Origin of the sequence: Rhizobium sophoriradicis (genome assembly GCF_025200795.1) — a bacterium.
Taxonomy (GTDB): Bacteria; Pseudomonadota; Alphaproteobacteria; order Rhizobiales; family Rhizobiaceae; genus Rhizobium; species Rhizobium sophoriradicis.
In genome coordinates, this window is record NZ_CP104154.1 from 104,676 (window position 1) to 118,996 (window position 14,321).

Below are 14,321 nucleotides of genomic sequence, written 5' to 3' on the forward strand. Positions count from 1 at the left end.
GAAACAGGATGCGACTAGAATCTACACGGGATAAGGGTAATTCTACTGTTGCGGGTGGGAACCTGCTTCTCTACGAAGGTTAAATAATAAGACAAACCCGTTGCAGGTTGCCGAACGAAATTCTGGAGGGCGCCGAAGCATGGCTTGCAGTTTAGTTTCGATAGATCGTAGCCGGGCTGGCATCGTTACATGAGCGCGGCTTACCCGACTGTGCGGTGCGATGAATCAACCGACAGCTTTTCATTTGCGGAGGCTTGCAAGTCTCTGGAAGCCGAAAATGATTCTGTCAGAAGGCAAAGCGCACGGCATGGTCTTTGGATCGCCGTCGCCGTTTATGTGTCCTTCGCACTTCCCGACCAGTGGCTTATCCCCGACGTTGCTCCTGTGACGATCGCCGCGCGAGTCGTCGTCGCAGTGATGGCGCTGCTGGCTTTCGAAGCCCTGCGACTGGCAAAAGCGAAAATCGTCTGGCTCGACATCACGTGCGCCGCGGCATTGCTTGCGGGCTATTTGGGCTGGCTTTATCCGGCGATCGGCACCCGTGACGTCGCTGCCATGTCTTACTATATGATTTTCGGCGCCATCTTCATGATGGGCGCCAACCTCTTTTTCAGTTTCTCGTTTCGGCTGTCGGTGATCACCTCCAGCGTCGTGCTCTGCGCATTTTTCGTCACGATCGAGACGTATTTCCCTTCCAGCCAAGTCTACAAGATTGCCTTCGGGATGTTCTACATTTCCTGCTTTGTATTCACCTCTTCCATCAATTGGCGATTGAATGTCGAGCGTCGAAGCGTGTTGCTGAATGCGGCGGAGGCGCGCTATCAGCACTGGGAAGCGTCCGAGCGCGGACGGTCGCTGCTCGAGCTTTCAAATACCGACTACCTGACGGGGATAAACAACCGGCGTGCGCTCGATCGGCGTCTCGACGAATGCTGGGCCGCCTGGAAAGACGAGGGCCGCGACTTCGTCGTGTTCCTCATCGATGTCGACTTTTTCAAACGCTTCAATGATCGCTACGGGCATCAGGAAGGGGACCGATGCCTGGCTGTGATCGCCAATCTGCTGAAGGCGGTTGTAGAATCGTCCGGCGGCATGATCGGCAGATACGGCGGCGAGGAGTTTATCGTGGTCATGCCGGCCGAAACCCCCTCGGTCGCGATGAGCCTGGCCGAGAGGATCAGGATGGAAGTCGAGTTTCTTGCGATCGCTCATGACGAGCGACCAGATGACAGCGCGATCGTAACCGTCAGCATTGGCGTCGCTTTCACCAGCGAGGACGTTGGAGAGAAAGTTGAACGAATAGTGCGAGAAGCCGATCTCGCTCTCTACAATGCCAAAGCGAGTGGCCGAAATTGCATTCGCAGGTTTGATCCCTCGTTGCCTCGGCCCGACGACAACGCTGGTAAACTCGTCCCGCTGCTGACAGCCGCCATTGACCGCAAACTGGTCTCGCTCGTCTACCAACCGATCTTCGACCTGACGAACGAGAGAGCAAAAGCCGTCGAGGCTTTGATGCGCCTCAGGATGCCGGATGGCACTGCGGTTTCGCCGAGGACATTCATTCCGGTTGCAGAACGAACCGGCGCTATCCTCGAATTGGGCAAGTGGGCGATCGAGGCGGCGTGCCGTGACATACTGATGACGGATCGGATGGCCACCGTCAGCGTCAACGTGTCGCCCATACAACTGCGCTCCCCCGGCTTCGCCGCGAGCGTCGCTGATATTCTTGCTCGGTGCGGGGTCTCCGGGTCGCGGCTGGCCTTGGAAGTCACCGAGGGTCTGGACATGGATATGCAGTCGGAGGTGCTGAAATGCATTGCAGATCTGCGGGCTCTCGGCGTCGAAATTTGGCTTGACGATTTCGGCTCCGGCTTCGCCGGTCTCTCTTGGCTGAGGGCGATCGAGTTTCAGACGGTCAAGGTCGATCGAACCTTCCTGCACGACTGCTCCAACCAACGCGGTTTGACGATGCTTCAGGACATGGTTGCGCTCATCCGCAATCGTGGCAATACGATCCTGGTGGAAGGCGTCGAAACTGCTGCACAATTGTCCCTGCTGAAGGATCTTCGCATCGATCGCGTCCAAGGCTTTCATATGGGCATGCCGGTGAGCGCCGAACGTCTGAACGCGGCATAACTCGAGCAACGGTTCCAGAAACCGATATCTTTTGGCGACCGGCTGGGAATGTGTTGCCGAAGCTCCGAAGGCAAAAGGGCCGGTTTCGCTGATCACTTTTGTTCAAGAAGCGTCGCGGTAAAACTGTTATATCCGCCCGATGCAGAATATTTCCCAGGAACAGGCGACCGAAGCCATGCCACTCGCGGGAGCAGAGACGACGCGCTTTTGGCGCGATCCGCGCTTCGGCGGCATGGAATGCCTGAGCGCAACCTTCCTGACGCATGAGTTCGCACCGCACGCCCATGATACGTTCAGCATCGGCGCCATCGAGAGCGGCAGCCAGATCGCCACGATCTGCGGTGCTCGCGAAGCCTCCGGCCCCGGCGATCTCTATTTGATCAATCCAGGCGAGACGCATGACGGGGCGCCGACCGATGGCGGCTATCGCTATCGCATGATCTATCCCGACCTGTCGCTCTTTCGCGAAATCCTCGAGGATGTCACCGGGCGCGTCTTTCACGGCACGCCGGCCTTCGGCAAGCAGATCCTTCATGATCCCAAACTGGCCGCGGCGTTTCTTGGTGCCCACCGGACCTTGGAGGCCGGAGTCGGGGCACTGGAGACCAGCCAGAGCATGTTCCTGGTGCTCGACGCAATGTTTCGCCAACATGGAAGCTCGATCATCGTGCCGACCGACACCTCGGAGCGTTCAGCGGTTCGGCGCGCGCGGGATTATCTGACGGAACACTATGCGACCGATCTGGGGCTGGAAGAACTCGCCGCCGTCGCCGGCCTCAGCCGCGCGCATCTGATCCGCGCCTTCCGCAAGGAATTCCATATCACGCCGCACGCCTTCCTGACCGATGTCCGCATCAGGAGCGCGCGCCGCCGGCTACGGGCGGGTGACCTGCCGGCAGAGGTCGCGCTGGAATGCGGTTTTGCCGACCAGGCCCATTTCACCAGGCACTTCAAGGCGCGCACGGGATTAACCCCTGGCCAGTACCGGGCGCGATAATCACTTTCGTTCAAGACGTCGCTTCGCCACGGTTCTATGACCTCGGCATCAAGCGGAGGTTCGAACGTGCGCAAAAATAAAATCTGGGCCGAATTTTCAGGCGGAATGCGGGCGATCGCGCCACTCGTTGCCGCCGTCATCCCCATTGGGCTGGTGTTCGGCGCCGTCGCCGCGACGAAGGGGCTCTCGGCTCTTGAAGTCGGCCTGATGAGCGCGCTGGTTTTTGCCGGCGGCTCGCAATTCGTGGCGATGGATATCTGGACACATCCCGCCTCCTGGACAAGCCTCGGCTTGGCAGCCCTTCTCGTCAACATCCGCCATGTGCTGATGGGAGCATCGATCGTCACAAAGATGCAGTCGTTTTCACCGCGCGCCCGTTATCTCTCGATACTTTTTCTGGCCGATGAAATCTGGGCGATGGCGGAATTCCGCGCCGGGGTGGCGAGGCTGAAACCGGCATGGTTTGCTGGGCTGGCAGCGCCCTTCTACCTGGCATGGGTTCTTTCCGGGCTGGCGGGCGCCACACTCGGGACGTTCCTCGGCGATCCCGCAACGCTCGGATTGGACTTTGCCTTTCCGGCCGTCTTCATCGTGCTCGTCATGGGTTTCTGGAAGGGACGCGAGACCGGCGCCGTTCTGCTTGCGAGTGCGGCGGCGGCCGTGCTTACCCATCACTTCGTACCCGGCGTCTGGTATGTCGCGGCCGGTGCTCTTGCCGGTGTCGCGGCCGCGACCTTCAGCGGTATGCGCCGCCTGGAGGTGACGCCATGACGCTCGACCTGCAGACCTTGTTCGCCATTCTGGCCATGGCGGCTGCGACGATCCTGACGCGTGTCAGCGGGCTCTTTCTGCTGCGGTATGTGTCGCTGGACGGCAGCAGGCGCAAAGCGATCGAATCCATTCCACCCGCAGTGCTCATGGCCGTGGTGGCGCCGACCGCTTTTGCGACAGGGATCGCGGAGAGCGCCGCCTGTGCCGTTACCGCGCTCGCGGCCCTTCGCTTGCCGATGCTGGTCTCCGTCGCGGCCGGCGTCGTCTGCGTAGCGTTGCTCAGGGCGATCGGCCTGAACTGAACGGCTTTGAAGGGGACTAGGTACCGCGCACAAGTCCGATTCCATTTGCGCTTGCCCATTGTCCGATATCCTGCTTCGTCAGGGCAACGGCCATCAAGTCAGGAAATTGATCCGGCGTGCAGGCGAAGACCGGGCAATCCATGGCGGCGATCGCGCCGGCGTGGCGGGCGTCGTACCCCGGCCTGCCGTCGTCGGAGAGCGCCAGCAGAACGATGACGTTGACGCCGGATTGCTTGAGCGCGGCGACACGCGCCAGCATGGAGCCGGCATCCCCGCCTTCGTAAAGGTCGGTGATGAGAACGAGATGGGTCTTGTTCGGTCGGTCGATCTTGGTCTCGCAATAGGCAAGCGCCGCATTGATATCCGTGCCGCCGCCGAGTTGCACGCCGAACAAAACCTTGACCGGATCGGCCAGATCTTCCGTCAGGTCGACGATCGCTGTGTCGAAACAGACGAGCTTCGTCGACAGGACCGGAAGCGAGGCCATGACGGCGGCAAAGATCGATGCGTAAACGACCGAAGATGCCATCGAACCCGACTGGTCGACACAGAGCATGACATGATCGAGATCGGCCTGCGTGCGGGTTTTGCGCGCGAACCCCACTAAGGTCTCCGGCACGATCGTGTGGAAATCCTCCTGGTAGTGGCGAAGATTGGCGCGGATCGTCCTCGGCCAGTCGATATCGGCGTGACGAGGCCGGCGGGTGCGCTGCGAACGGTTCAGGGCGCCCGTCACCTTCTCCACCATTTTGGACTGCAATCGCTTCATCAGATCCTCGACGACCTTGTTGACCACCGCACGGGCGGTCTCCATGGTTTTGGCCGGCATTGCACCGCGCAGCGAGATCAGATCGGCAACGAGATGCACGTCCGCTTCCAGCGTCTCGAGAAACTCCGGCTCCAGCATCAGCGCCTTCAGATTGAGGCGCTCGAACGCGTCCTTCTGGATGACCTGGACGACAGGGGAAGGAAAGAATTCGCGGATGTCGCCGAGCCAGCGCGAGACTTTCGGCGAGGACGCGCCAAGGCCACCGCGCCCCTTGCGCCCTTCGGATTCGTAGAGGACCGACAGCGCCCGGCTCAGGCGCTGATCCCGCTCTCCGAGACCCTCCATGTCATCGTCGCCAAGTGCCAGCCTCCAGCGTCGGATACGTTCAGAAGTCATGCGTCGATTCCCAGGATTGTCTTCAGCAAAGGCAGCGCCCGTTCGAAGGCAGGGTTGTCCTCGATCAGATCAGGCGCGGCCGATCGTTCCGTTTTTCCACCGGCGATGCGTTCCATGATCCGCTTGCGGCCGACCGCATCGAAACCGGTCAGCGCACGCCGGAAGAGCGGCAGGCTCTCGACGAAAACCTCCTCGTCCAGCCCGCAAAGCCATTCGTCGATGAGGAAGAGCAGCCTCTGATCCTGGATCAGCACCTCCGCAGATCCCGAAATGAAGGCTTCGATGAAGGCGCCGGCCCGTGCGGGGCTCTCGCCCACGATCTGCCGCGAGAAGGCAGCCGAGATCCGCGGCTCGTCCCAAAGGCTAAGGTCATGCAGACGGCGGAGACTGAAGCCCACGACGGGCGCCGCCGCCTGCTCGTCGTCGACCAGGAGGGCGAGCTGGCGCCGCCATTCCGCAAGCAGCGCGGGATCGCCAAACAGGCCAAGAGCTTCGTCATAGGCGCGCATGGCGATGATGCGCTGAGATGCGGCCTCGTCGTCCAGCTGGCGAGAGGCGATCCGGACCCCGGCATTCACTTCGACGCTGAGCGCGGTGATCAGCGCACGAAGCTCCGGCTCCGGCAGCTTGCGGGCGGTTCCGTAGCGCACAATGCGCACGAGCGGCGCGACGGCGTTCATCAGATCGGTAATGTCGTTGTTCTGCACGGCGGCGGCCTGCAGAAGATCGATGCAGGCGCTGGCGGCTTCGGGGAGATCGGCAACCAGCGCGCCGCGCACGAGCTCCGAAAGCGCCGCGATTCCATTCACGTTTCGGCCTCGATCGATCGTCGCCACCGCTGCGGCCTGTTCGATCGTCAACCCCCAGACAAGCGCCTCGGCCAGGCCGACGGACATGTCCGGCGACCAAGTGAGCGTCCAGATTTCGCGGTAGGTTCCGCGTCCGGCCTCCGCGTCGATCAACCGGCCCCAATGGATGCCGATCAGGTTTAGCCGGTGCAGGAAGGTCGATTTGAGCAGCCCAGCCTCGCTGCGCAGATCGAGCTTGATCTCGTTTGCCGTCTCTTCCGGCTTCAGCCGTGTCTTGCGGCACCACAGCTCGAAGTCCTTGGCGAGCGGCATTTGCGGCACCGCTTCGTCGATCTCGCCGATCCGGCTGCCGATATAGAGCTTGCGTTCGATCATGGCGAGCGGGATCTCGTCGCCATGGCATAGGCTGGAAAGCGAGGCATCCCGCATTTCGGCCAGTCCGGGCAGGCTCAGCCCCCGCATGCTGGCGAGCCCAAGCGCAAGGCGGGCCGCCTCGATGGCAGAGGCTGTCGAAGCGTCAAAACCTTCCTGCCGCAAAAGAGCTGCCGTCCGCGCCTGCCAGACCGCGGCAAAAGCTTCCGGCCCGTCATGACGATCGTTGGAATAGAGGCCCCAAAGATGCCGATACCAGCCGGGCGAAATGACGCCTGCGCCATAGCCGGAGGCATAACTCAACCGCCCGTCGCTCCAGGGCGCCCAGGTCGCTTCCACCTTCACCTTCGGCAGATCCTTGACGACCGCGCGGTCCTCGGCGACCGTCGTCTCGGCGCGCAGCCCACCCACATGCCAAGCGCCGACCACGACCGCGACCTCGCCGTCATGCTGCTTCAGCGCATCCCGGATATGCCCGCGCATGAAGGCCTCACGGCGCTTTTCACGCAGCCATTCGGCATTGCTCATGCCGCCGGCATCCGCTTGATGTTGACGTGCTTCCGCCATTGCCGCTTCGATGGCGGCGAAAATTTCAAGCGGCGACTGGCCGCTGCCGTGCTGTTCGATCAATCCGTTCCAGAAGCTCTCGCCATCACCATATCCTGCGGCCTCGGCAAGCAGATCGAGAGGGTCGAGGCGGACCGCAGGCGCGTCCGGAGCGTCTTCCAAATCTTCGCCGACGCTATCCTCTCCGATCTCCGCCGCATTCGGTTCGAGGACGGCAAGACGTGCCTCCCGGGCCTCTTTGGTGAGTGCCAGAGACACGGCGGCCGGCCAGTCGATGAAACGAACAGGACGGCCGTGCATAAGCGCCCATTGCATGGCCACCCATTCCGGAGAGAATTCCGCAAAAGGCGCGAAGACGGCATTGGCGGCCTCATCGGCCGCGTAAAACAGCATGGCCAATGGCGGCCTCATGCCGGGCAGCGCCGCATGCTGGATCAGCACATCGCCTTCCGTCGAGCCTTCGATCAGCACGCAGGCCGGATCGAGCGCGTCAAGCGCGCCCTTCAGAAGCGCCGCCGAACCCGGCCCGTGATGGCGGATGCCAAAGAGATGCGCCTTCCGCTTCATGGTTCAGATCACCTCGCGGATGGCCTCGTAAAGATCGCGCCAGCCGTCGCGGGTGCGCACCACGGTTTCGAGATATTCCGACAAGGCGACGCCATCCTGCACCGGATCCTTGATGACGGCGCCGACAATATTGGTGGCAAGCGCATTGGCATCGATGCGGCCATCGCCGAAATGAGCGGCTTCCGCCCAGGCCGAAACGCCGACGGAGATCGCCTCGGCGGTCGACAGCGTACCGGTCGAGGTCTTCAGTTTCGTCTTGCCGTTCAGGGTCTTGCCGTCGCGAATTTCACGGAACAGGGTAACGACGCGGGCGAGTTCCTTGTCCGCGGGCTGGATCGGCGGCAGACTGAGGTTGGTGCCGATCTCGCCGACGCGCTTGACGACGATCTGGGTCTCTTCCTCGAGCGTGCTCGGCGAAGGCAGGACCACGACGTTGAAACGCCGCTTCAGTGCCGAGGAAAGCTCGTTGACACCCTTGTCGCGATTATTGGCCGTGGCGATGACGTTGAAGCCGCGTTCGGCATCGATTGCGAAATCGAGTTCCGGTACAGGCAGGATCTTTTCCGAAAGAACCGTGATCAGCGTGTCCTGCACGTCGGAACCCATGCGGGTCAGTTCCTCGAGCCGGAGCAGCGTTCCCTCCTCCATCGCCCGCACCAAGGGCGTCTTGACCAGCGCCTCCGGCGATGGCCCCTTGGCGAGCAGTAAGGCATAGTTCCAGCCATAGCGGATTTGGTTTTCGTCCGTACCGGCCGTGCACTGGATCAGGCGTTGCGACGAACCTGATATCGCCGCGGCCAGATGTTCGGAAACCCACGATTTCGCTGTCCCCGGCAGGCCAAGCAGCAGCAGTGCTCGGTCCGTCGCGAGCGTGGCGACGGCCGTTTCGATCAATCGCCGGTTTCCGACATATTTGGCCGATACCGGTGTTCCATCGGAAGCCTTTCCGCCAAGGAGATAGGTGACGACCGCCTGCGGAGAGAGCTTCCAGTTGGCGGGCCGGGGCCGGTCGTCGCCCTTCGCAAGGGCGGCCAGCTCGCCAGCGTATACCTGTTCTGCAGGACGGCGAAGTTGGGCTTCAGGCATTTGCGGTCTCCAGGCTGTCCATGAGGTTGAGGAAAACAATGGCATTGCTGCTCTTGGCAGGATCGAGCCCGGTAAGCTCGGCGCGCAGCGTCGAACGCATCGATGACGGGCACAGGACGGCCATGCTGTCGGCGATATCGGCTTCGAAGCGCCCACTGTCCCCGCGCAACGCCTGCCACGGCTTGGAGCGCAGGATATCGCCGAAGACGTTCTCCGTCGTCTGCCCTCCCAGCCATTGCGCCATCGCCCGCATCGCCCAAGGCGACGTGTCGGCCGCCCACCTGCCCGGCCGAAAGATGTGTTCGATCCAGAGCTGCCGCATATCTGTCGGATAATCCGCCAGCATCTCGCTATCGCGCTGAGAAAAGGCCTCCCAACCGTTGAGGAGATGGCGCTCGGTGATCAGCTTGACGATATCCAGCCGCCTATCCTGCGTCGCCATAAAGAGCAGTGCCGCCAAGAGGTCGCCTTGCTTTTCGGCGGCAGCCACCACACCATCTACCGTCATCGACAAGGCGTCGGCAAGAACCTCCAGACCGACTGGGCCAAAGGTCTCGTTGAGCCAGCTCATCTTCGTAAAATCTCGCACGGTGGCGGGCACGTCGAGCGACAGGGCGGGCTTCTTGAAAATCAGCCCGGTCTGGGAAACCTTGATGCGTTCCAGGGCGGCGCGCAAAGCCGGATTGTCCCCTTCGAACCCCGGCAAGCGGACGAGGAGCCTCTGAGCGAGCTCGCGAACGCGTGGCGCGCGATCCTTCTCCAAGCTCCTCAGAAACGGCGCATCTGCTTCCGACAGATTTTTCCAGAACGCGGCGAGAAGGCGCACGCGGCTATCGGCATTCTCCGACGTCCAGGCTGCCTCGACCATCGCCCGCGCGGCATCCGGATCGGAAGCTCTGCGGCCGTTGATGTAGCCAGCTTTCACGGCTGGCGTCGCAAGCATCCAGGTATCGTCACTCAGGCTGTCCGGCGCGAAGTAGTTCTGCTTCTGCGCGACCGGCGTTTCACGCTCGGAAAAGGCGAGCGCTTCCGCTCCGAGATTTTCGGCGTGGGCCTTCACGAACGGTTCGAGCCTGGGCAGGTCGAACGGATGCAGCCGGAGCTTCTTTTCGGAAAGCTTCTGGACGATTGCCGCGGACAGTTGAGCAGACGCCTGGTTCTTGCCGGAAAGCAGCCGAAGCAGGAGCTTCCTTGCCGCGTCCGGCAGGATCGCCGCATGATCGGCGATAGCCGCCTCGGTTTGGAACTGTCCCGGCTGCGGCGGACGGTCGAACCGCAATGCCTGGCCGGCAAGCGCCAGCGTCCGCAGCGGATCGGTCGCGCCGATGCTATCGAGCGGCAAACCGCCCCGCGCGCCGGACAGAAGCTTCGGCAGGAGCTCGTTCTTCAGGCTGGTCAAGTTCATGCAGTCCACCGCCCAAGCGCCGTTTCCGACCAGCAGAGCGTCAGCTCGGAGCCATCCCAAAGCCCGGCGCCGTCGATCGCCTCGAGTTGCAGGAGCGGCCAGCTTGCCGCCGATTGCGATTTCGCAAGGGGAAGACTGATCCCATGTCCGCTGAGATAGATGTTTTCGCCCGAGCGCCTGAGCCGCGCCCCGCGAAACATGACAGGATAGTCGTTGAGCCAGGGTTTTTCGATCAAGGCCTCCTCGTAAAGGCCATAGGCGTCGGCGAGATCGTGCGGCGGAAGCGCCAGCGGAGCGTCGGACATGGCGCTGCCGGTTGCCTGGCTGGCGATCAGCGCGCGCAACGGCACGCTCGACGGATAAAAGATCAACTCCGCTTCGAAAGCGTCGCCAACGCTGTATCCGCTTGAGGAGGCGCCCGTCGAAACCGGGACGTATTCGATGAGCACCGCATGCCTGTCGCTACCGTGAAGCCAGGTCTCGATCCGGCGGAGCTTATCCGGCTGCACCTCGCTGCGGGTCGCCCAAACTCGCCAGGCGCCGGAGACGCGCAGCGCCCGTTCATCCTCGAGCAGCGCTTCACGCGTGAGGTTCCAGCCGATCATCTGCCTGATATCCTGGCGCAGAGGCTCGGACAGGCCATCCTGGCGGCGATAGGCCTCGGCCAGGAGATGCAGCGTGCCGAGCTCCTGAATGGCGGCAATCGGGCGGGCGGTCTCGGCGCGGGCGAAAAGCCGCGCCGGAATGGTATCGACCCGGAGCGCCAGGCCGGAAGCCTTGGCGTCGAACAGACGCTGGGCCATCACCCGGCAGGTGGCGGTTGCCTTGGCCGGAAAGGCGGCGAAACCAGCATCCATCTGGTCGGCGATCCAGGTATTGAGTTCGTCGAGACCGTTGGCGATGGACGTCTCGCGCTCAAGCCGGTTGCGTTCCCGAGCCGCCGCGGCGCGGGCCTCGGCCTTCGGATCAACCACCGCCTCGATTTCCTCGGTCGCCGCGATCGACGCTTTGGGTTTATCGGCCCCGGCTGTTGAAGCGCCCGCATAAGGTCCGCGTCGGCGCGACAGCCAGTCGTTCACCCAGTCCGGCGCCGTTCCGGTCGCAAAATCGACCTTGCCGTCAGCGCGCATCCACATCAAGGCGAGCGAATGCTTGCAGGGAAACTTCCGGCTGGGGCAACTGCATTTGTAGCCGGCATCGGCTTCGGTGACGGAAATTCTGTAGGGCGTGGCGCCGGAGCCTTGGCATTCGCCCCAGATGAGGCCCGATCCGTCCTGGGCGAGCGTCGGCCAGCTCGAGGGTTTGAGAAGCTTCTTGGCCGCGGCGAGCGAGCCTTGATCCGGGGCAAGCTCTTCTATTTTTGCCAAACTCAAACTCAATGGACCCCCCGACGCGGCCACATTCCACTGTCGCGTGTTTTCTGGCATGGCACAGCAGAAAGTGCAACGCCTGCCCGGCGCAACAACCCGCCATGGAATCACTCTGCTTCAAACGAGTGGGATATTCTCGCGAAAGATGATCCGTGGCTCGATGTTCTTCAAAGACAAGGTCGGCGTGCTTGCCGCGATCGAGCCGAGGAGCCTTATGACAACCTGCTCGCCGATCAGGCGCGCATTCTGGTCGATCACGACGTCGATCAGATCTTCTGCCAGCCATGCCCGCGTCGCGTCAGTGAGGTCATGCATGATGACGAAGGGACGCTTGTTTCCTTTCGCTGCTTGCAGAACTTCGGCGATGCCGGCCCTGCCCGCGCCGACGCAATAGACGCCGACGAGATCGTCGGTGTCGCGCAGCATCCGTTCCATCGCCGGCTGGGACAGCTTGTTCTCGTCACGGGTTTCGATGGCAGGAAGGATCGTCAGATGCTTGAATTGCTCCTCCAGCAATGTCCGGAATCCATATTCCCGCTGCTGGTGTCCGTGGAGCGTTCGCGAGCCGAGGAACAGTCCTATCGATCCCTTCTTCTCACGCGACGTGAGGCCCATGATCAGCGCCGCGGTTCGCCCCGCCACCAGATTGTCGACGCCGACGAAGGCAGAGCGTGGGGTCGAGAGAACATCCGTCACGATGGTCACGACGCGGACCCCGGATTCGCACAGGCGCCGGATCGCATGCCGTGTCTTCGGGTGATCGACGGCAATCACCCCGACGCCGTTGGTCCGGAGCGGAAGACCTTCCAGCGCCGCTACGAGCGCGTCAGGGTCGATGCCGTCGAGTGCCGTGACATTGCACGACGCCACGAGCGGCAGGGATGACGCGAAGGTGGTGATCTTCCTGGCGACGTCCTGCATGAATGAGTTGTGCGCAAAGGGGATGAAGAACTCCAGATGTGCGGGGCGCGAGGGCAAGGCAAGCATTCCCTCGGTCGGCAGATAGCCCAGTTCCTTCGCGGCGCGAAACACCCTCTGGCGATTGGCGGCGCTGACACCACCACGGTCGTTCAATGCTCGATCGACCGTTGCAGTCGAGAGGCCAGCCTTCCGGGCGACATCGGAAATGGTCGTTTTCTTCATGGTCCTTCCCTTTGCACAGTTGAGGGAAATGCCGTTTTGTCACATCAAAAGATGAGGCTAATTACATCATACCCCACCTGCAACATAAGTAAGAACCGCGAAATGAAGTGAGCGTCTAAAATACAATAATTACCAAGAGTTCCGCTGAAACCCAATCAATATGGGAGGAGGCAACTGATGTGATTTGATGTGATATCGAGTTGCGAAGCTTCTATCGGCAGCCCAGTTTGGCATCAGCAGGGTCATTACAACATCACCGGTGGCAGGCCGAGGATCGGCAGATCTCGCAGCGGCCCTGCGTGATGAATATGGATGTAGGGGCGAACGGGTGATGTGTCCGGAGCGGTCCGAGGTGCCGGCGGCAATACAGGTGAACGGCTTGAGCGGGACCGGTCAGTCGCTTTCAGCGCAGCATTTGTTCCCGCCACCGGAGATGATCGCATGAGCGCCAATTCGGCTAATAGCGAAACATGCGGGCAGTCTGCCGCCCTCCCCCGCGACTACGGTTTGACCGGTGCTTCCGCCAGACAAGCCGTCGAGGCGGGTCTGGTAGCGGCCGAATGGTATCACACCGACGTGCCGCGCAAGCTGATGAAGGAGTTGATGCAGCGCAGCGATCAGCCGGCGATCCGCGACACGATTCTATGGGCAGTTCTCCACGTGGCTTTTGCCGTTGGCGGCATCTGGTTCTGGGGCAGCTGGTGGGCGGTGCCGTTCTGGTTTGCCTATGGGGTGATGTATGGCTCGGCCTGCGATGCACGCTGGCACGAATGCGGCCACAGCACCGCCTTTCGCACGCGCTGGATGAATGACGTGCTTTATCACATCTGCTCGTTTCAGGTGGCACGCAACCCGGTGAACTGGCGCTGGAGCCACGCCCGCCACCATACCGATACAATCATTGTCGGCCGAGACCCTGAGATCGCCTGGATGCATCCAATCGCGCTGACGCTGAAAGCGCTCGCCTATACCGGCGTGGTCGAGGTCTGGCAGAACCTCAGGACGCTGGCGCGTAATGCGGCCGGCGCCCTCTCGCCGGACGAGAAGGACTACGTGCCCGAGAGCGAATGGCCCAAGGCGGTGTTCTGGGCGCGGGTGCATATGGCAATCTACGCGGCCGCTATACTGACCACCATAGGCATGCTCGTCGCCGGTGCAGGTTGGAAGGCGGCGATCCCGCTTCTTCTGATCGGCGGTCCGCGCATCTATGGCTGTTGGCATATGGTGATGACCGGGCTCCTCCAGCACGGCGGGCTCGCGGAGGACGTGCTCGACCATAGGCTTAATTCGCGCACCGTCTATATGAATCCCGTCAGCCGCTTCATCTATTGGAACATGGGCTATCACGTCGAACACCACATGTTCCCGATGGTGCCTTACCATGCGCTGGCAAGGCTGCACGAGGCGATCAAGCACGACCTGCCGCCCGCCAACACCTCGATCTGGGCCGGCTATCGCGAGATGTTTCAAGCGATCATGCGGCAGAGACGGGAGCCCGGCTATTATCTCAAGCGTGCCTTGCCGCAAGGGGCGAAGCCTTATCGCGAAGAGCTGCATGCGGCTGTGCCGGAAAGGTCCCTCGCATGATCGCCCGGCCATCAGAGATGCCCATTGAACATGGAAACGAGGAC

At 61.9% G+C, this 14,321-nt stretch carries 11 protein-coding genes; 5 read left to right on the forward strand and 6 right to left on the reverse strand.

Annotated features, from left to right (window positions below):
• Positions 1-189: 189 nt before the first annotated feature.
• The 4 genes from N2597_RS26055 to N2597_RS26070 all read left to right on the forward strand — a co-directional run bounded on the left by N2597_RS26055 (position 190) and on the right by N2597_RS26070 (position 4,206).
• Positions 190-2,136 (forward strand): putative bifunctional diguanylate cyclase/phosphodiesterase, encoded by a 1,947-nt coding sequence (locus N2597_RS26055; protein ID WP_183602000.1) that lies wholly within the window; start codon positions 190-192, stop codon positions 2,134-2,136.
• A gap of 139 nt (positions 2,137-2,275) precedes the next feature.
• A complete protein-coding gene (locus N2597_RS26060) occupies positions 2,276-3,133 on the forward strand; it encodes an AraC family transcriptional regulator (RefSeq protein WP_086156599.1) in 858 nt (285 codons plus the stop codon).
• Positions 3,134-3,169: 36 nt separating this feature from the next.
• On the forward strand, positions 3,170-3,904 hold the full coding sequence (locus N2597_RS26065) for an AzlC family ABC transporter permease (RefSeq protein WP_077989842.1): 735 nt from the start codon (positions 3,170-3,172) through the stop codon (positions 3,902-3,904).
• On the forward strand, positions 3,901-4,206 hold the full coding sequence (locus N2597_RS26070) for a branched-chain amino acid transport AzlD family protein (protein WP_077989843.1): 306 nt from the start codon (positions 3,901-3,903) through the stop codon (positions 4,204-4,206). The genes N2597_RS26065 and N2597_RS26070 overlap by 4 nt, the downstream gene beginning before the upstream one ends.
• Before the next feature lie 16 nt (positions 4,207-4,222).
• Here N2597_RS26070 and N2597_RS26075 read toward each other — a convergent pair whose 3' ends face one another.
• The 6 genes from N2597_RS26075 to N2597_RS26100 all read right to left on the reverse strand — a co-directional run bounded on the left by N2597_RS26075 (position 4,223) and on the right by N2597_RS26100 (position 12,690).
• Positions 4,223-5,371, reverse strand: coding sequence for a VWA domain-containing protein (locus N2597_RS26075; protein ID WP_183601999.1), 1,149 nt, complete (start codon positions 5,369-5,371; stop codon positions 4,223-4,225).
• The gene (locus tag N2597_RS26080) at positions 5,368-7,686 is read right to left on the reverse strand and encodes a DUF5682 family protein (protein WP_183601997.1); all 2,319 of its coding nucleotides are present in this window, start codon (positions 7,684-7,686) and stop codon (positions 5,368-5,370) included. The genes N2597_RS26075 and N2597_RS26080 overlap by 4 nt, the downstream gene beginning before the upstream one ends.
• Positions 7,687-7,689: 3 nt before the next feature.
• On the reverse strand, positions 7,690-8,772 hold the full coding sequence (locus tag N2597_RS26085; protein WP_183601995.1) for an ATP-binding protein: 1,083 nt from the start codon (positions 8,770-8,772) through the stop codon (positions 7,690-7,692).
• Complete coding sequence (locus N2597_RS26090) at positions 8,765-10,177, reverse strand: DUF5691 domain-containing protein (protein ID WP_183601993.1); 1,413 nt, start codon at positions 10,175-10,177, stop codon at positions 8,765-8,767. The genes N2597_RS26085 and N2597_RS26090 overlap by 8 nt, the downstream gene beginning before the upstream one ends.
• The gene (locus N2597_RS26095; RefSeq protein ID WP_225881349.1) at positions 10,174-11,544 is read right to left on the reverse strand and encodes an SWIM zinc finger family protein; all 1,371 of its coding nucleotides are present in this window, start codon (positions 11,542-11,544) and stop codon (positions 10,174-10,176) included. Before N2597_RS26095 ends, N2597_RS26090 begins: the two co-directional genes overlap by 4 nt.
• A gap of 120 nt (positions 11,545-11,664) precedes the next feature.
• A complete protein-coding gene (locus N2597_RS26100; protein ID WP_086156596.1) occupies positions 11,665-12,690 on the reverse strand; it encodes a LacI family DNA-binding transcriptional regulator in 1,026 nt (341 codons plus the stop codon).
• Positions 12,691-13,131: 441 nt separating this feature from the next.
• Here N2597_RS26100 and N2597_RS26105 point away from each other — a divergent pair, with 441 nt between their 5' ends.
• Positions 13,132-14,277, forward strand: coding sequence for a fatty acid desaturase family protein (locus N2597_RS26105; protein ID WP_183601989.1), 1,146 nt, complete (start codon positions 13,132-13,134; stop codon positions 14,275-14,277).
• Positions 14,278-14,321 lie beyond the last annotated feature (44 nt).